General features: G+C 47.0%; 14 protein-coding genes and 1 pseudogene. 6 read left to right on the plus strand and 9 right to left on the minus strand.

Translation table 11 applies throughout. From position 1 onward, the window contains the following. Positions 1–18: 18 nt before the first annotated feature. From K6V26_RS01535 to K6V26_RS01555, 5 genes are all read right to left on the minus strand, one after another. On the minus strand, positions 19–867 hold the full coding sequence (locus K6V26_RS01535) for a M23 family metallopeptidase (protein ID WP_224265793.1): 849 nt from the start codon (positions 865–867) through the stop codon (positions 19–21). A 204-nt stretch (positions 868–1,071) separates the two neighbouring features. After that, entirely contained in the window at positions 1,072–2,247 is a 1,176-nt protein-coding gene (gene uxuA / locus K6V26_RS01540) for a mannonate dehydratase (RefSeq protein ID WP_224264450.1), read from the minus strand. A gap of 103 nt (positions 2,248–2,350) precedes the next feature. Beyond that, positions 2,351–3,163: an SDR family oxidoreductase gene (locus K6V26_RS01545; protein ID WP_007653797.1), complete on the minus strand. Its 813-nt coding sequence runs from the start codon at positions 3,161–3,163 to the stop codon at positions 2,351–2,353. 132 nt (positions 3,164–3,295) lie between these two features. Beyond that, the gene (locus tag K6V26_RS01550) at positions 3,296–4,357 is read right to left on the minus strand and encodes a LacI family DNA-binding transcriptional regulator (protein ID WP_128133144.1); all 1,062 of its coding nucleotides are present in this window, start codon (positions 4,355–4,357) and stop codon (positions 3,296–3,298) included. Between the two features lie 76 nt (positions 4,358–4,433). Then, complete coding sequence (locus K6V26_RS01555) at positions 4,434–5,066, minus strand: hypothetical protein (protein WP_224264451.1); 633 nt, start codon at positions 5,064–5,066, stop codon at positions 4,434–4,436. Between the two features lie 324 nt (positions 5,067–5,390). On the opposite strand from K6V26_RS01555, the gene K6V26_RS01560 reads away from it, so the two are divergent. The 5 genes from K6V26_RS01560 (at position 5,391) to K6V26_RS01580 (ending at position 13,704) form a co-directional block, all read left to right on the plus strand. After that, positions 5,391–6,602, plus strand: a complete 1,212-nt coding sequence (locus tag K6V26_RS01560) for an efflux RND transporter periplasmic adaptor subunit (RefSeq protein WP_007653786.1) — start codon at positions 5,391–5,393, stop codon at positions 6,600–6,602. A gap of 59 nt (positions 6,603–6,661) precedes the next feature. Continuing rightward, complete coding sequence (locus K6V26_RS01565; RefSeq protein WP_007653785.1) at positions 6,662–9,877, plus strand: efflux RND transporter permease subunit; 3,216 nt, start codon at positions 6,662–6,664, stop codon at positions 9,875–9,877. Positions 9,878–9,888: 11 nt separating this feature from the next. Further along, a complete protein-coding gene (locus K6V26_RS01570) occupies positions 9,889–11,274 on the plus strand; it encodes an efflux transporter outer membrane subunit (protein ID WP_044215243.1) in 1,386 nt (461 codons plus the stop codon). A 23-nt stretch (positions 11,275–11,297) separates the two neighbouring features. After that, the gene (lpxA, locus tag K6V26_RS01575) at positions 11,298–12,068 is read left to right on the plus strand and encodes an acyl-ACP--UDP-N-acetylglucosamine O-acyltransferase (protein ID WP_224264452.1); all 771 of its coding nucleotides are present in this window, start codon (positions 11,298–11,300) and stop codon (positions 12,066–12,068) included. A 406-nt stretch (positions 12,069–12,474) separates the two neighbouring features. Continuing rightward, entirely contained in the window at positions 12,475–13,704 is a 1,230-nt protein-coding gene (locus tag K6V26_RS01580) for a site-specific integrase (RefSeq protein ID WP_087338333.1), read from the plus strand. Positions 13,705–13,770: 66 nt separating this feature from the next. Here the strand turns inward: K6V26_RS01580 and K6V26_RS01585 are convergent, their stop codons facing one another. Further along, positions 13,771–14,073 carry a helix-turn-helix domain-containing protein gene (locus K6V26_RS01585; RefSeq protein WP_087338330.1) on the minus strand — a complete coding sequence of 101 codons (303 nt, stop codon included), beginning with the start codon at positions 14,071–14,073 and terminating at the stop codon, positions 13,771–13,773. Further along, a complete protein-coding gene (locus K6V26_RS01590) occupies positions 14,073–14,243 on the minus strand; it encodes a helix-turn-helix domain-containing protein (RefSeq protein WP_185117671.1) in 171 nt (56 codons plus the stop codon). The genes K6V26_RS01585 and K6V26_RS01590 overlap by 1 nt, the downstream gene beginning before the upstream one ends. A gap of 595 nt (positions 14,244–14,838) precedes the next feature. Between K6V26_RS01590 and K6V26_RS01595 the strand changes: the two genes are divergently transcribed. Then, on the plus strand, positions 14,839–15,252 hold the full coding sequence (locus K6V26_RS01595) for a deaminase (protein WP_087338322.1): 414 nt from the start codon (positions 14,839–14,841) through the stop codon (positions 15,250–15,252). Here K6V26_RS01595 and K6V26_RS01600 read toward each other — a convergent pair. Together K6V26_RS01600 and K6V26_RS01605 are read right to left on the minus strand one after the other, a co-directional pair. Beyond that, positions 15,175–17,091 (minus strand): annotated as a pseudogene (locus tag K6V26_RS01600) (DNA topoisomerase). The gene K6V26_RS01595 and the pseudogene K6V26_RS01600 overlap by 78 nt on opposite strands. Positions 17,092–17,315: 224 nt before the next feature. Beyond that, a complete protein-coding gene (locus tag K6V26_RS01605) occupies positions 17,316–18,185 on the minus strand; it encodes a hypothetical protein (protein ID WP_224264453.1) in 870 nt (289 codons plus the stop codon). Positions 18,186–18,189 lie beyond the last annotated feature (4 nt).

Genomic DNA, 18,189 nt, shown 5'->3' on the forward strand with positions numbered 1-18,189 from the left:
AGCTCTGTCTTTTTTATTCTACAAATCCAACTTTTTATTATTATTCGGAACAGGGATTCCTAAATAAGAGTATTGGTATTCATTGGTACGCTGTTGCGGGAGTATATCGATAGCTTTTACAGCAATATTTTTTCCTGTTTTGGTAGCGACCAGGCAAGTGTTTTGCAATTTTCGTTTTCCCAGGTCGAATACTTTATCAGGATTAAAGTGCTGCCCGTTGATACGCACTTCAAAATGCAGATGTTCCGTAGTAGCTCTGCCTGTCCTTCCTGTTAGTCCGATCGGTTCACCGGCTTTTACGCGGTCACCTACTTTAACCAGATTTTTGGAATTATGGCTGTAAACTGTTTCCAGCCCGTTATAATGACGGATGACTACAACATTACCATAAGCAGCATAAGGTTTTGCCATGCGGACAATTCCATCGAAGGCTGCAACGATGGTATCATTAGCACATGTTTTCAGATCAACACCGGAATGATGTCTTCTGCGGCCGGCATAGGGCGATATGACTTTTGCTCCGGGGAGTGGAAAAGCATAATCTTCATCTGTCATGAGAGCCAGGTCGATAACAAGAGAGTTTTCGTCAGCCAGAAGTTTTGGATCCGGAACAGCTATATCGGCTTTTTCCCGTGGAGAAAAATCCTCAGTAATATCTTTACGTGCATATTCTGTTTTTCCCAATTCCGGTGTAGGAGGAAGGAATATATCTATCTGGGGAAGAGGGATTTCTGTTGACGGAGACAGCATGTTAAATTCCTGATCGGAAACGGATGGTGGTGATTGCACTGATAGTACCGAAGAACAGGTACTTAGTGTTATTAGTGTAATAAATAATAATATATAACTGTAGATCTTAGGCATTATGAAATTTTTTTAGCTGGACAAAAATAGAAAAAACAATCCAGTCTAAAGTCCTTATCAGGAATACTTTATAGTTCTTTTTCATTTGTTTATGCTTTTCAATGGTCTGGTGAATGTATTGGAAAACCATAAAACAGAAAAAAGCGCCAACCGGAGTTGAACGCTTTTTTTATTATAAATCAATAAGAAATGAAATTTCAGTCTCTGTTATTTCTTGAAAAGAGATTTGGCTATACCCATCTCCAGACCGCGAAGTTCAGCTAAACCTCTCAGGCGTCCGATGCAGGAATAACCCGGATTTGTCTTCTTTTTCAGGTCATCGATCATCTGATGGCCATGGTCCGGACGCATAGCGATCGAGCAACCACGTCTTTGTTGTAGCTCGAGTAACGCTTTCATTACGCCGTACATATCTACGTCACCTTCCAGGTGGTTTGCTTCGAAGAAGTTTCCTTCTGCATCCCGTTGTGTGCTGCGGAAGTGAACGAAGTCGATGCGGTCGCCATAGCGTTCCATAATACCGGCAAGATCATTGTCGCTACGAACACCGAATGAACCGGTACACAAGCACAGACCGTTACTTGGATTCGGAACAGCTTCGATCAATTTTTTGAAATCGTCTTCCGTACTCAGGATACGTGGTAAACCGAGGATGGAGTAGGGAGGATCATCCGGATGGATCACCAGTTTAACACCCGCTTCGTCGGCTACCGGAGCAATTTCCTGCAGGAAGTAGATCAGGTTGGAACGCAGTTTTTCGGCATCGATATCTTTGTAGCGGTCCAGTGCTTCCTGGAACTGTTCGATCGTAAAACTTTCTTCCGATCCGGGCAGACCGGCAATCATATTACGGGTAAGTAGTTTACGGTCATCTTCGGTCATTATATCGAAGCGAGCTTTCGCTTTAGCCTTCTCTTCTGCCGAGTAATCGTTTTCAGCTCCCGGACGTTTCAGGATGAAAAGGTCGAAAGCAACGAAAGCTGCACGTTCAAAGCGAAGAGCCTTTGAACCGTCCGGCATCGTATAAGCCAGATCAGTACGTGTCCAGTCAAGTACCGGCATAAAATTATATGTCACAACATTAACACCGCACTTTCCGAGGTTACGCAGACTTTCCTTGTAGTTGTCGATATATTTCTGGAAATCTCCGGTTTGTGTTTTGATATGTTCATGAACGGGAACACTTTCGACAACAGACCATCTCAAGCCTACCTCTGCGATCATTTCTTTCCGTTTCATGATTTCCTCTACTGTCCATGTTTCCCCGTTAGGGATATGGTGTAAAGCATTTACGATACCGGTTGCTCCGGCTTGTTTAATATCCCAAAGGCTGACAGGATCATTCGGCCCGTACCAACGCCAAGTTTGTTCGCATAAATACATAGAAAATAATTTATTAATTTGTCAATGTGCCAATTGGCTACGGCATATGCTTTAAAGTAATTGGCATATTGGCACATTAACCTATTGGCATATTATTAGGCATTTAGATTGAGAAAGCATCGAAACCGCCGTCGACAATTGCAATTGTTCCGGTTACAAATTTGGATGCGTCACTGATCAGGTACTGAATCGTACCGAATAATTCTTCCGGTGTTCCCAAACGTCTGAACGGTGTGTGGGCAATGACAGATTTGGCACGTTCCGTATAAGAACCATCCGGATTAGTCATCAATGTCCTGTTTTGTTCTGTCAGGAAGAATCCCGGAGCGATAGCATTTACACGTAAGCCTTCACCGAATTTGATAGCCAGTTCACCGGCCATATATTTGGTCAGGTTGGAGATGGCAGCTTTTGCTGCGCCGTATCCGACCACACGTGTCAACGGACGAAGAGCGGATTCAGAAGAGAAGTTTACGATAGCACCTTCTTTCTGTTGAGCCATTACTTCTGCAAAAACCATAGTAGGAAGCACTGTGCCGAACAGGTTCAGATCTACCACTTTTTTGAAAGCATCGACCTGCAGGTCAAAGATGTTGTTGTCCGGACCGATTGTAGCACCGGCCATATTACCACCGGCAGCATTCAATAATGCATCGATGCGGCCATATTTGGCAAGGATATCTTTTTTATTCTGTTCGAGGATCTCTTTATTCAGAACGTCAGTTTGGAAGAAACAGGCTTCGCCACCTTTTGCTTTGATATCGGCAACGATTTTTTCTCCGATTTCCACTGCACGGTCAAGGATTACAACTTTAGCACCTTCTTCAGCCAGATGGCCTGCGATTCCGCTACCCAGAATACCGGCTCCTCCGGTAATGATGACAACTCTGTCTTTAATACAAAATAAATTAGCCATTTTATAGATGATTTTTATTGTGATATTTCCATTTTATGTTCAATATGTGCGCGAGCACACGTTGGGTGCAAATGTATAGTATTTATTTGTCAAACAAAAAAAATATAGAAGAAAAATAATTAATTTATGCCTTTAAATATAGTTATTGTAGTACTTAATGTTCTCTTTGATAAGTATATCAATAGGCATATAATTGATTTGTTCGACTTTTTCTTTTAATACCAGATGACGGAATAAAGCGCGGACGCAATTGAATCCCTGCACTTCCGGACGTTGGGCGATCAGATGGGTGATGTATCCGTTGTTCAGATGGCTCAGATTCGATTCGATCACGTCGTAACCGATCAGTTTAAAATGTTTGTCGATGTCCTGATGCTGGAAATAATCACCCAGGACATGTGCTCTGGAGTTGAAGATTATACCTGCCTTGATCTCTTCATGCGTTGCGAAGAAAGAGTCGAGTATCTCTTTGTTTTCAACTGATTCATCGGCATGAATATGTACAGGGTATATTTTCCCCAGAAAATCGTGACCGTACAGATAATCGCGGAAACCTTCCTCACGTTTCATAACCTGAGTTGAATGCATATCGCCTTTACGGATAAAGCGGAAAATAGCGATGTTGTCTTCCGGATGTATCTGTTCAAAAAGTAACCGCCCGGCGATATATCCGGAATCATAGGAGTTTGTTCCGTAATAAGCGATACAATTGGTATTTTCGATAAAGGCATCGATCAGCACATAGGGGATTTCGAGTTTATCGAGTTGTTGTGTGAGTTGGATAACGCTCTCTTTAAAAAGGGTTGCTATGATTACTCCCTGGCAATCCGCCTCTTCTATTTTGGGAATCAAATTATCAAAACTGTTTCTGTCATACTGGTTGAAGTACATCCGCTCGACCTCAATATTGTAACTGAATAATTCCTGTTCGGCTTTGTTGATCCCTTCGGACAGCTTTGCCCAGTATTCCCCCTGTCCGAAAGAGGGTATCAATGTAACGAATTTATACTTTTTCTTGAGGGCTAACGAACGGGCTATCAGATTCGGGTGATAGTCTATCTCTTTTAATACTTTTTCGACCTTCTTCTGTGCTTCTTCCGACACTTTGCCACGGTTGTGCAAAATACGATCGACGGTTCCGGTAGAAACTCCGGATAATTCTGCTATATCTTTTATTCTATACGTTTTCCCCATAGGGCAATTCTGTTATCATAAATAATCCGCAGAACATGAAAAGATTCTGCGGACTGTTTGTTTTGTGTTATAAAAATTATAATTCCTCAATAATCTGCAAAGGTGCATTTAATTTACGAAAAACATAGCTATACATCATATATATAAGAGGCATTGCTACAAAAATTCCTATACCCAGCAGGATAAGTCCCAATATAAAAATACCGATCATAGCCAGCATAAGCATAAATAACGGCATGCCCTGTCCGCGGGTTATTTCCCAACTGCGTTTCAGCGATTCGATGATACCTGTATCTTCTTCAACAATGAAAGCGGTGAAAAATTGCAATCGGAGAGCCAGATAAATGCCTGGAATAATGAACAGGCAGATACCGAACACCACGATGATCCCCATAAAAAGATTAGCCACAAAATAAGTGATGATTTTACGGGCCTGTTGTCCGTAGGCCGAGAATTGCGGTTCCTCTCCATCCAGGGCCTGGAATATGTTTTTCATGTATCCTAATGCAAAAATGCAGGAGATAATGCAACTGATCAAATTAATAACGATTGTACCCACTATGGATTTTTGCATAGGCATGGCAAAAGCGCTCAGCGTAAAAGAAATTATTGTCATACCTATCAATAAGCCGGCTAAAACCCATATCTGAGTTTTAGTACGTTGCCATGAAGTACTGCATACTTCCGAAATAGAAAACTTTGGTCCCATCAGATTGTAGATTAATTATGTTTATAGATAGCTGTAAATTTAAACTAAATTATTGAATAAACAAACAACAACAACGGAATGTATGCAATTTTGGACTAATTTACTTTCGATCCGGCAAAAAATAGCTATCTGTTTGATCTCTACATATAAATAAAGCTATTTTTTAGTATAAAAGAATGTATAAACGGTAAAAGTGCAATAAAAAGATTCTACATTTGTACGTTTTTTAGGATATGAGTCCCTTTGTTGTCGAGTCTGATAATACAAGCCTTCAGGAATAAATGTACGAAAAAATAAAAGGCAGAAATATATTAAATTATAATTATGGATAAACAAATGTTGAGAACTACTATTACCCAATGTAGACAAATTGCATTATTTGCGCTGGGAGTGTCTTTATTAACCGCCTGTGGTAACAGCCAGAGCGGCATGAAGTTAGGTGACAGTGAATATGCTGTTTTGACCGTGAATTCATCTTCCAGCAATCAGACAACTTCCTATCCGGCGACTATCAGAGGTACGCAGGATATTGAAGTCCGTCCCCAGGTGTCGGGTTTTATTGTTAAGTTATGTGTCGATGAAGGAGCTACGGTCCGTAAAGATCAGCCCTTGTTTGAAATTGATCCCACGCAGTATAAGGCGGCAGTGAACCAGGCCAAAGCAGCTGTTGCTATGGCAGATGCAAACGTAAAAACGTTGACATTGACAGAAAAGAATAAGAAAGACCTGTATAATAATGCTATTATCAGTTCTTTTGAATATGAGACAGCCGTCAACCAATTGATGTCTGCAAAGGCATCCTTGGCACAGGCAGAAGCCTCTTTGGTTAGTGCGGAACAGAATTTATCTTTTTGTAAAGTGACCAGTCCTTCCAATGGCGTTGTCGGAACTTTCCCTTACCGTATCGGAAGTTTGGTGAGCCCTTCTATCTCGAGTCCGTTGACAACTGTTTCTGAGATCGGAGAAGTATATGTTTATTTCTCAATGACGGAAAAGGAATTGTTGCAGCTCACAAAAGCCGGAGGCACACTGAAAGAACAATTGGATAAGATGCCGGCCGTTCAGTTACAGTTGGCAGACGGAACGATGCTGGAAGAAACCGGTAAGATCGATGCTGTCAGTGGCGTTATCGACCAGTCGACCGGTTCGGTTAGTATGCGTGCCGTTTTCCCGAATGACAAAAGAATCCTGCGAAGCGGGGGAACAGGAAACGTGGTATTCCCTTACACCATGGAAGGTATTATTATGATTCCGCAGTCAGCTACGGTTGAAATCCAGGACAAAAAATTCGTATATGTACTGCAACCCGATAATAAAATTAAAAATGTTGAAATTCAGATTTCCTCTTTGGATGATGGTCAGAATTATCTGGTTACTAAAGGTTTGAAATCCGGTGATAAGATCGTTGTTGAAGGCGTTCAGAGTTTAAGAGACGGTCAGGAAATCACGCCGATTACACAGGCTGAGCAGGCTGCAAAGTTCCAGCAGGCCATGAAAGACCAGAACGAAGGAAATTTAAAAACAGCTTTTAATTAATTAAAGGTATAGGATAACCCGGGCTTTCCCGGTGATATTCGTTTATAAAAAAGTAACATATGAAATTAGATAGATTTATTAACCGTCCGGTGCTTTCAACGGTGATTTCCATCCTGATTGTCATCCTGGGTATATTAGGTTTGTTCACATTGCCTATTACCCAATATCCGGACATTGCGCCTCCTACTGTTTCGGTAAGGGCCACTTATACAGGTGCCAATGCGCAGACTGTATTGAATAGTGTGATTGCACCGCTGGAAGACCAGATCAACGGGGTAGAGAACATGATGTATATGACATCAAATGCTTCCAATAACGGTTCTGCCGATATCTCCATATATTTCAAACAGGGAACCGACCCGGATATGGCAGCAGTAAACGTTCAGAACCGTGTGTCGATGGCACAAGGTCTGTTGCCTGCCGAAGTAACGAAGATCGGTGTGACTACCCAGAAACGTCAGAACTCCATGTTGGTTGTTTTTGCCGTTTATGATGCGGAAGACCGTTACGACCAGAAATTTCTGGAAAACTATGCAAAGATCAACCTGATTCCTGAAGTACAGCGTGTACCAGGGGTCGGTGATGCCAACGTATTGGGTACCGATTATTCTATGCGTATCTGGTTGAAGCCGGATGTAATGGCACAATATAAGCTGGTGCCTAACGATGTATCGAACGTGTTGGCTGAACAGAACGTGGAGGCTGCTCCGGGTTCTTTCGGTGAACAGGGAAACCAGTCGTTCCAGTATACGATCCGTTATAAAGGACGTCTGCAAACAGCAGAAGAATTTGATAATATTGTAGTAAAAGCATTGCCCGACGGTGAAGTGCTTCGTCTGAAGGACATTGCCGATATCGAATTGGGACGTTTGACTTACAACTATGTAAATAAAGTAAACGGCCATAATGCAGTAGCATGTATCGTTTACCAGATGCCGGGAACGAATGCAACAGAAACGATCAATAATATCCAGGATTTGCTGGTGAGATCAGAGGCGACTATGCCTCCGGGAATGAAGGTTGAAGTATCCATGAATGCCAACGACTTCCTTTATGCTTCTATCCATGAGGTTCTCAAAACTTTGCTGGAAGCCTTTATCCTGGTGTTTATTGTGGTATATGTGTTCTTGCAGGATTTACGTTCAACCTTGATTCCTGCTATTGCGATTCCGGTAGCCTTGATCGGTACATTCTTCCTGTTGTCACTGATCGGATTCAGTATCAACTTGTTGACACTTTGTGCGATGGTACTTGCCATTGCGATTGTGGTCGATGATGCGATAGTCGTCGTCGAGGGGGTCCATGCCAAGTTGGACCAGGGATATAAATCGGCGAAACAGGCATCTATCGATGCGATGAGTGAACTTGGCGGAGCGATTGTTTCTATTACATTGGTGATGATGTCCGTGTTTATCCCTGTAAGTTTCATGGGAGGTACAGCCGGTATATTCTATCGTCAGTTCGGTGTGACAATGGCTATTGCTATCGGTTTGTCGGCATTGAATGCCTTGACATTGAGTCCGGCACTTTGTGCTATTTTCCTGAAACCTCATGATGAACACGGTGAAAAGAAGACGACATTCGTATCCCGTTTCCATACCTCTTTCAATGTGGCTTACGATTCTTTATTAAAGAGTTACAAGAAGCGTGTATTGTTCTTTATCCAGAAGAAATGGCTGGCATTTGGAACTGTAGCTGCCTCTATTGCCCTGTTGATCTTCTTCATGCAGGTAACGCCGACCGGTATGGTGCCGAATGAAGATATGGGTACTATCATGGGAGCTGTAACATTACCTCCCGGAGCTTCTCAGGAACGTACATTGGAAATCATGGAACGTGTAGATAGTCTGATCGCTTCCGACCCGGCTGTGAAATCACGTACGGCTATTACCGGTTTCAGTTTTATCGGTGGTCAGGGACCTTCTTACGGTTCATTCATCATCAAGTTGAAAGACTGGGAAGAACGTTCTATGACGCAGAGTGCGGAAGTAGTTTACGGTAGTTTATTTATGCGTGCCCAGAAAGTGGTGAAGGATGCACAGGTATTGTTCTTTACTCCGCCTATGATTCCGGGTTATTCCGCTTCCAGTGATATCGAGTTGAATATGCAGGATAAGACCGGTGGTAGCCTGGAGAAATTCTTTGATGTTTCCAAAGACTATATGGCAGCATTGACGGCCCGTCCGGAAATCAAGTCGGCCCAGACTACTTTCAACCCGAACTTCCCGCAATATATGATCGATATCGATGCGGCAGCCTGTAAGAAAGTAGGCATCAGTCCGAGCGATATCCTTATGACTTTGCAGGGATATTATGGTGGTCTGTATGCTTCCAACTTCAACCGCTTCGGTAAGATGTACCGTGTAATGGTGCAGGCCGATCCTTCTATGAGAGCGAATATGGAATCGTTGAAGAATATCAAGGTCAGAAACGGTAACGAAATGGCACCGATCTCCCAGTTTATTACAATAGAGAAAGTATATGGTCCGGATATCATCAGCCGTTTTAACATGTATACCTCAATGAAACTGATGGTTGCCCCGGCTGACGGATTTACCAGCGGTCAGGCACTGAAAGCACTGGAAGAAGTGGCAAGTACCACCCTTCCTGCCGGTTTCGGTTATGAGTTGGGAGGTATGGCACGTGAAGAGGCGGAAACGAGTGGAAGTACTACCGGCTTGATCTTTATCTTGTGTTTCGTGTTCGTTTATCTGTTGCTGAGTGCACAGTATGAAAGTTACGTATTGCCGTTGGCCGTATTGCTTTCAATTCCGTTCGGTCTGATGGGTAGCTTCCTGTTTGTACAGGGTTGGGCTGCGTTAGGTAGCATCCCGGCATTGAAGATGATATTGGGCACAATGTCGAATAACATTTATATGCAGATCGCGTTGATCATGTTGATGGGTCTGTTGGCAAAGAATGCTATTTTGATCGTAGAGTTTGCCCTCGAACGTCGCCGTATGGGTATGAGTATTACCTGGGCTGCCGTATTGGGTGCCGCTGCCCGTCTGCGTCCTATCCTGATGACCTCTCTGGCAATGGTAGTCGGTTTGTTGCCGATGATGTTCGCCTTTGGTGTAGGTGCTCACGGTAACCGTACGCTGGGTACTGCCGCTATTGGTGGTATGTTTGTCGGTATGATCTTCCAGATCCTGATCGTTCCTGCCTTGTTCGTGGTATTCCAGTACTTGCAGGAAAAGGTGAAACCGATCGAATGGGAAGACCTTGACAACAGCGATTTGAATACGGAAATAGAACAGTACGCTAAAAAATAAGTGAGAAGACAATGAAGAAAAATCAAATAATATATATGATGTGTGCAACTGCCCTGCTGAGCAGTTGCCACATCTACAAGGCTTATGATCGTCCTGAAACGATAGATACGTCCGGTCTGTATCGTGATCCGGTATCGGTAACGGATACATTGGCTGCCGATACGACCAATATGGGAAATCTTTCCTGGAAGGAAGTTTTCCGTGATCCTAAATTACAGGCTCTGATTGAAGAAGGACTGGCGAATAACGTGGATATGCAGGCTGCCGTTCTCCGTGTGGAAGAAGCGAAAACGTTGCTGACTGCTGCCCGTTTATCTTTCCTTCCGTCTTTGAATCTGGCTCCGCAAGGCTCGCTGACCACCATGGGAGGATCCAGCTATGCAAAAGCCTATACTTTGCCGGCTGCTGCTAATTGGGAAGTCGACCTGTTTGGTAAGCTGCTCAATGCAAGCCGCGACCAGAAAGCAATCTATTTGCAGAGCCAGTATTCACAGCAGGCTGTCCGTTCACAGTTGATCGGTGGTATTGCCAATACTTACTTTACCCTGCTGATGCTCGACCGTCAGGTAGAGATCACAACCGAAACGGTTGCTATCTATAAAGAAAATGTACGCGCGATGGAAGCAATGAAGACGGCCGGTATGACAACCGAGGCTGCAGTCGTTCAGATGAAAGCCGTATATCATCAGGTATCGTCTTCGTTAATCAATCTGCAACGCCAGGTTCGCGAAGTGGAAAACTCTTTGTCCGTACTGTTGGCTAAAGCACCGCAACGTATCGATCGCGGCAGACTGGAAGATCAGGTAATCCCCGACGAGATCATGGCCGGCGTACCTTTGCAGTTGCTGGAAAACCGTCCGGATGTGAAGATTGCGGAAATGTCGCTTGCCAGTGCTTACTATACGACAAACAAGGCACGTGCCGCTTTCTATCCCGGTTTGAATATTACGGCAACAGCCGGTTGGACGAACGGTTCGGGTATTACTGTTGCTAATCCGGGACAGTTCATGTTCCAGGCTCTGGCTTCACTGGCACAGCCTATCTTCAACAATGGTAAGTTGATCGCTAACTTGAAGGTATCGAAAGCAGAGGAGAAGATCGCCCAGATGAATTATCAGCAAGCAATTCTTGAAGCTGGTAAGGAAGTAAGCGATGCCCTGCATCTTTACGATGCAACCAACAAGATGTTGATTCAGGACAGACAACAGATCGAGCAATTGGAAAAGGCCGTAACCTATACGAAAGCTTTGTTCCAGTCTGCCCAGTCAACTTATCTGGAAATCCTGTCAGCTCAGCAGAGCCTTCTTAGTGCACAATTGACAGAAGTATCCGACAACGTTCAGCGTATGCAGGCTGTAATCAATCTGTATAGTGCTGTCGGAGGAGGAAGAGAGTAATAACCATTAAAACTTAGATTATTATGATTAGTCCGTTAGCTTATGTAGATGCCGGTGCCAGACTGGGAGCGAACGTTACTGTTCATCCGTTTGCCTACATCGATAAGAATGTCGAGATCGGCGATAATTGCGAGATCATGCCTCATGCCAGTATCATGAGTGGTGCACGTCTGGGGAAAGGTAACCGTGTATTCAATGGGGCTGTTATTGCGGCAGAACCCCAGGATTTCAAATATAAAGGCGACACGACATTAGCCGTTATAGGCGATGATAACGTGATCCGTGAGAACGTAGTGATCAACCGTGCCACGACTCCGGATGGGCAGACTTTTATCGGTAATGGTAATTTCCTACATGAAGGAGTGCATATTTCACACGATACACATATCGGAAACCATTGCGTTTTGGGTTACGGTAGCAAGGTCTCCGGTAATTGTTTCTTTGAAGATTATGCGATCTTCGGAGGTAATGTGTTGGCAAGCCAGGGTAGCCGTGTCGGTACCTGGTCGATGACGCAGACCGGTTGCCGTTTCCGTAAAGACGTACCTCCTTATATCGTGGCGGCTCTTGAACCGATTTCCTACTACGGAGTCAACTCCGTAATCCTTTCCCACCAGGGTTTGAGTGAAAAGGTGATCAAGCATATCAGCCATGCATACCGTATCGTTTATCAGGGAAAGACCAGTATTTTCGATGCCTTGCTGATGATTAAGGACCAGGTGCCGATGAGTGATGAAATACAGCATATCATTGACTTTATCAATGATTCGAAGCTGGGTATTATCGGAAGGTAAGACGTTTATTATAGAAAAGAAGAGAGGATATTGCTTGGGCGGTGTCCTCTTTTTTTATAACCATCCACTCCGGGAATTGATGGATACCTAAAACCTGTCTCTTATGGGTTAATCAAAGAAAAACCAATACTTTTTTTACATAAAAGCGGCGATTTTTAGAAAGTATAACATAAAGGTGATTATGCTCTCTCAATCAATGGATTAATGGGAGAATGTTCTGTTCTCGTATTGAATAACGACGCTGCAAAAAGCATACTTGGGCGAGAGTACCGTTACTTAACCGTTACCTCCCGAAAGGCGGAAAAAGATCGGTTTCAACAGGTTATTTTTCAATGTCTTGCGTTGTTTTTCATATCCTCTGATAACTCAATAAATAGTAACTTTGTAACAGCAAAAAATTGAGTTTATGAGGAGTACATTCAGAGTTTTGTTCTACACCAAGAACCAGGCCATAAAAAATGGCCGTGTTCCTGTCATGGGTCGTATCACCGTCAATGGTACGACAGCAAGTTTCAGTTGTAAGCGCGACGTTCCCCTTGCCCTTTGGGATGCCAAGGGGAACTGCGCTAGGGGTAAATCCGACGAGGCCCGGAGGTTGAACCAGGATCTGGACAATATCAAGGCCCAGATCGGAAAGCACTACCAGTACCTTTCAGACCATGACTCGCTTCTGACAGCCAAGAGAGTCTATGACCGTTATAATGGTTTCGGGGACGAGGTTCATTCGCTGATGGAGATTTTTGACAACCAGATAGAGGATTACAGGCGGCAGATCGGCAAGACCAAGGCGGAAAGCACCTATCGGGGGCTGGTGAATGACCGTAAATGCCTGCTTCATTATCTGAAGGATAAGTTGGGAGTGGAAGATGTTCCGCTGGCATCGTTGGACTTAAACTTTATCAAGGGGTTCTATAACTGGATGTTATCCGTGCGGGGACTTTCCAAATCCACGGCCTTCGAGCGTATCAATACGATGAAATGGCTGATGTACAAGGCCGTGGATGAAGGATGGCTCAGGAAGCATCCGTTTAAGAAGTTCGAGTGCCATCCGGAATACAAGAAACGTCCTTTCCTCTCGGAGGAGGATCTGCAGCGTCTGCTCCGTGTCAAGCTGAGTTACAAGCGGCAGCGGGCTTTTCGGGATATGTTCATTTTCATGTGTTTCAGCGGTCTGGCCCATGCCGATTTGAAGGAGCTGACTTACAAGAACATCCATACGGATTCCGACGGAGGTACCTGGCTGATGGGCAACCGTGTGAAAACGAAGGTGCCTTATGTGGTCAAGCTGCTTCCGATAGCCGTGGAACTTATCGATCGGTACCGGGACATGAGGGAGGGCAAGGATACCCCGGACAAGGTGTTCCCGGCCGGAAACCGCAAGACGATGGAGGACAGCCTGAAGCGTATAGGTGAGAAAGCCGGCTGCAGCGTCCGGCTCAGCCCGCATGTGGGCCGCCATACCTATGCCACCCTGACCCTTACCAAGGGCATGCCGCTGGAAACCCTGCAGCGTGTGCTGGGGCATAAGAACATACTTTCCACGCAGGTTTATGCAGAGCTTATCAATCCCAAAGTCGGTGAGGATACCGACAAGGTCTGCGAGAGAATCGGTGACATGTACCGTCTTGACTGTTAAAACGGGAAGGCGGGGGTATCCGAACAAATTGTTCGACACCCCCGCCTTTGTCATGTTCCGGGCCGTCTATCTGGCGTACCTCCTGTAGTTCCGGTAGTTCTTCCGCAATGTCTCGTACAGGACACTCTCAGGATACAGTATTTTCCCTCCGATGGTGGTATAGGGTATGGATCCCTCGTCACGCAGTGTCTGCAGGGTCCTTTTTGAGATATGCAGCAGTTCACACACTTCTTCTCCCTGCAGGTAATGCTCGTCCGCGATGGTGGGACGTATCCTTGCCGTCGCCGCTTCCACCGATCTGCCGATCTTCTTCATCCATCCGGTCAGTTCCTTGAACTCCTCCGAATCTTTTGTGATGATTTCCGCCATTATTTCCTTCTTTTCTTAATGAGACCTTCTTCCAGTATTTGCCGGATATCCGTTTCCTTGTAAAAGCATTTCCCTCCGATGTTCGAATAAGGGATCAGCCCCCTGTCCCGGTGGTTCTGCAGGCATCTTTTGGATATGCCAAGGGCCATGCAGACTTCCTGGGCGTCCAACCACTTCTCCGGTGATGCAGGAGACACTTTCCTCTGGAAATCGCCCAACTGCACGGAAAGCATGCTGAGCTGTCTTTTCAGTTCCAGATACGCGCTTGTTTCAATAATCGTAATTTCCATGAAATTATATTTATAAATTCATAACATTCACAAAATAAAATGTTTCCGTATTCTCTCACGGCCTCTTCCTTGCCGGGCGGCAAGGAAAGGGGGACGGCTGTCCCGACTCCCCTTTGTCCATTCTTTTTTTTGGAGGGTGAATATCAAATTTGGCTGTCCCGCCTGCCTGTAATCCCGGATTATTTTCCTATCTTTACCCCGAAAATATGAATTCATCCAGAGGCGGGGATCAATCTTCGTTTCTGTTGATATATAGACATAACGTTCCGCAGAACGCTCTTAAAACGGAAATCTGGCAAAATTTCAATCGGAATAGAGGCTTCTGCGTAAGGCTGTGCTATGCATTGTCATAGCGTGGCTTCTACGCGGCAACTATTCAAAGGTTTTGCCAGAACCTCCGTTTTGGAGCCACGTAGGGTCACGCTTTTTTCATGTCCCTGCCGGAACCATTACGAAATAAAAATATCCTATCCATATGGCGACGGTTCAGATCCTGGCTTTCATCACCCTTGACGGCTATCTTGCCCGCAGGACGACATTCCCCGATTTGTGGGAACACCCCGAGAAATATGGCATCACCCGTATCCGGGAGGATGCCTTATCCTGCCTTGACCCTGATGTTTCCTTCATATCCCTTACGGAATGGAAATGCAGGCACTCCGGCGTATATCTTGCGGAAGCTACCTTGGAAACGCTTCCCTTCACGGACAGCCTTCTCCGCTTTGGCATGGCCGACGAGCTGGTCTTGTATGTCCTGCCCCGCTTCCAGGGGGAAGGTTCCCGCCTGTTCGAGGTAGGTTCAGGATTTTCCTTATGGAAACTGGCCGGAGCGCGGAGCTTCCATAAGGACGTTTGCCGCTTGCATTACAGACGGGTCGTGAGCGGATAACGGCTATCTCTCCGTGGGGGGCCTGAATGTCATCTCTATCCTGTAGTTCTCATCCATCTTAAGGGATGCCTCATACGGCCTGCCTTTCTTGCTGACAAAAGGCAGGAAATCCGTCTTCTTTCCTTCCAGCAGGCAGAGCATTTCCTCGTCGGTCAGTTCCCTTGCGTTGAATGTCCTGAAAAGCAGGAACGCGCAGTCCGGGTCACTGCACCGGGCCACCTTCCGGTGAAGGGTCAGTGTCTTCATGCCGCATTTGGGACAGCGGTGGAGGGACGGTTCAGGATGTTCGAACCGAATCTCCGAGAGCTCCTCCACGATCTGTCGTGCGTACTCTTCAACCTTTTGGATGAACACGTCCGCGTCCAGTTCTCCCCGCTCGATCTCCTGCAGGTCCTTTTCCCATCGGGCGGTCATTTCCGGAGCGGCGATCAGCTTGTCCCCGACAGCCTCATACACCTCCAGCCCTTTCGGGGTGGGCAGCAGGCCGCATCCCTGTCTTTCGACATACCGACGTGCGATGAGCAGTTCGATGACACCGGCCCTTGTGGAGGGTGTACCGAGTCCGTACCGTTCCATTTCGGACAGCAGCGAGGCTTCCGTAAAGAGTGGTTCGGGAGAGGTTTCCCCGCTTCGGACGGATATGTCCGTTACCGGCAGCACCTCGCCCTGCTCCCAGAAGGGGAACACGGTGTCTTCTTCTTTCCCTGCCCTGTTATGGACGCTTTTCCATCCGGCGTGCACCGTCCGGCGGTATCCGGCCTCGAACAGGCTTCCCCCGTATTCGATGCGGATGTCCGCCTCCTCTTCAGTGCAGTCACCCGAGAAGGCTTCCAGCATCCTGCCTGCGACCATGCGGTAGAGGTTCTGCTCATCAAGCGGCAGTTTGCCGGGTATGCTTTCCGTTATGATGATAGCATGGTGTCCGGTCACCTTGCCGTCATCGGCGGTCCGGATGGACAGCTTCCTGCCTTCCAGAGCTTCCGCATAACGAGCAAAACACGGGTCGTCTTTCAGAAGGGAGAGCAGTGTCGGCATCCTCTCCAACATGTCCTCCCGGATGTGGCGGCAGGAGGTACGCGGGTATGAGATGTATCCTCCCTCATACAGCCTCTGCAGGGCCGATGCCGTCTGTCCTGCCGTCAGCCCCATCCGGAGGTTCGCCTCCTTCTGCAAGGAGGCCAGGTCATACAAAAGCGGCGGTTCCTCCACCGTTTCCTTTCTCTCCGCCTGTATTACCGTGGCCGCACGCGATGCCGCGATCCGGTTCCGAACGGCCACGGCCTCCTGCTGCTGCGTGTATTTTTCCGGGCAGGTGAAAACAAGCTCCTTGCCGTCCTTGAGGACCGACAGCTCCAGCCGGTAATAGGGTACGGCGTTGAAATCCCTGTTCTCCAGGTAACGGCGCGAGATGAGGGCGAGCACCGGTGTCTGTACCCGTCCGAGCGAGTGGTTCTTTCTCTTTGCCGCCATGCCGAGCGCGAGGCTTGCGTTGTACCCGATGATCCGGTCGGCTTCCCGCCGTGCCCTGCCTGCCAGGTACAGGCCTTCATAGAGGCTGTCCGGTCTAAGGTCAAGGAACGCCTTGCGGATCGCATCGTCCGTCAGTGAGGAAAGCCACAGGCGTTCCGTTTTCCCCTTGAAGCCCAGATAGTCATAAAGGTTACGGGCGACCAGTTGCCCCTCTCGGGAGGTGTCCGTCGCCGTAACCGCCCCGTCCGCTTCCCGCAACAGCCTGCCGATAATTTCCAGCTGCCTGACGGCTACGGGATCATCCCGGAAACCATCCTCCGTCCTTGTCTGGCGGACGGCGAGTCCGGAGGGGACTGCAAGGGGAAGCATCTCCTTTGTAAAAGGTCCTTCCGGACAGGAAAATGGGGAAACCGGGGCCAGCAGGTGACCGAACGTTCATGTGACGGCGTATCCGTTTCCGGTGAGATACCCGTCTTCCATTTTGTCCGCGCCCAATACGCGGGCCAGTCTTTTAGCCACGAGGGGCTTTTCACAAATCACGACTTTCATTTTCTTACATTTTTATTGTCAGGTTATTATCTGTTGTTGATGGACTATCCTATTTTCGGCCCTTTCTTCGATTTCCCGGCTCCTTTGGCGGGTTTCTCTCCGCTCCGTGCTTTCCTGGTCTTTCCGATTTTCTCGGAAAGCTGCGGCGTATTCTCCATGCTTTCCGTGGGTGAAGGGACAGTCCGGGCGGGAGGAAGCCCCGTGGGGACCATGTCATACCCTTTGGAGGTCATCTCCAGCCTCACATGGTCCATCGGCTTGAGATACAGGGTGGCTTTCCCGTCGGAGGTGAACTCGTAAAGGACCGTCTCCCTTCCGGCGAGGATGCTCTCATAGTTCTGGTAGCAGAGGCTTTCCTGCGGAACACCGTTCTGTCGGAGCATCCCGCAGATCTCGTCGGGGCACAGGTTCCCGAACTTCCTGTCATGCGGCGAGGCGAATATATACTCGTAGGTGGACAGCAGCAGGCTCTCCTGGAGCAGGCTCGGGCAGCGGTCATAGGTGGTCATCCGGTATATTTTCCTGGATATGTCCTTCAGCTGCCGGGAAAGGTCGCGGGGCTTGGAGGAGAGCGGTATGCTCCCCAGGCGGATGAGCGAGCGGTTGATGTCGCTGATGACGCTCCTTTCCCACCTTGCGAGCAGGTCCGCGCGGTTCTGCCGGAAATTCTCACGGAGAATCCCCGGAATTCCTTTGGTGTTGAAGAACAGGCTGACGCGTTTCCATAAGGAGGGTTTCCTCAGGTTGGTGGCGCTCCAACGGATGACATTGAAACGGTAGCCTTCCATGAATTGCCTGAGCGGGTTCCGGTATGAGAAAATATCCCTTATGGTCTTCTGCAGCGCCTTGCGGTCGATGGTACGTCTTCCGGCATCGAGCAGTTCTTCGGGTGTGAATGATTCTGTTGTTTCCATTTCG

This window comes from Parabacteroides goldsteinii (assembly GCF_020091425.1).
Taxonomy (GTDB): Bacteria; Bacteroidota; Bacteroidia; order Bacteroidales; family Tannerellaceae; genus Parabacteroides; species Parabacteroides goldsteinii.

What these genes read in the sequence shown, in the direction of transcription:
- uxuA (WP_224264450.1), bottom strand. Translation starts at nt 2,247, where the DNA reads ATGTATTTATGCGAACAAACTTGGCGTTGGTACGGGCCGAATGATCCT.
- K6V26_RS01545 (WP_007653797.1), bottom strand. Translation starts at nt 3,163, where the DNA reads ATGGCTAATTTATTTTGTATTAAAGACAGAGTTGTCATCATTACCGGA.
- K6V26_RS01550 (WP_128133144.1), bottom strand. Translation starts at nt 4,357, where the DNA reads ATGGGGAAAACGTATAGAATAAAAGATATAGCAGAATTATCCGGAGTT.
- K6V26_RS01555 (WP_224264451.1), bottom strand. Translation starts at nt 5,066, where the DNA reads ATGGGACCAAAGTTTTCTATTTCGGAAGTATGCAGTACTTCATGGCAA.
- K6V26_RS01560 (WP_007653786.1), top strand. Translation starts at nt 5,391, where the DNA reads ATGGATAAACAAATGTTGAGAACTACTATTACCCAATGTAGACAAATT.
- K6V26_RS01565 (WP_007653785.1), top strand. Translation starts at nt 6,662, where the DNA reads ATGAAATTAGATAGATTTATTAACCGTCCGGTGCTTTCAACGGTGATT.
- K6V26_RS01570 (WP_044215243.1), top strand. Translation starts at nt 9,889, where the DNA reads ATGAAGAAAAATCAAATAATATATATGATGTGTGCAACTGCCCTGCTG.
- lpxA (WP_224264452.1), top strand. Translation starts at nt 11,298, where the DNA reads ATGATTAGTCCGTTAGCTTATGTAGATGCCGGTGCCAGACTGGGAGCG.
- K6V26_RS01580 (WP_087338333.1), top strand. Translation starts at nt 12,475, where the DNA reads ATGAGGAGTACATTCAGAGTTTTGTTCTACACCAAGAACCAGGCCATA.
- K6V26_RS01585 (WP_087338330.1), bottom strand. Translation starts at nt 14,073, where the DNA reads ATGGCGGAAATCATCACAAAAGATTCGGAGGAGTTCAAGGAACTGACC.
- K6V26_RS01595 (WP_087338322.1), top strand. Translation starts at nt 14,839, where the DNA reads ATGGCGACGGTTCAGATCCTGGCTTTCATCACCCTTGACGGCTATCTT.
- K6V26_RS01605 (WP_224264453.1), bottom strand. Translation starts at nt 18,185, where the DNA reads ATGGAAACAACAGAATCATTCACACCCGAAGAACTGCTCGATGCCGGA.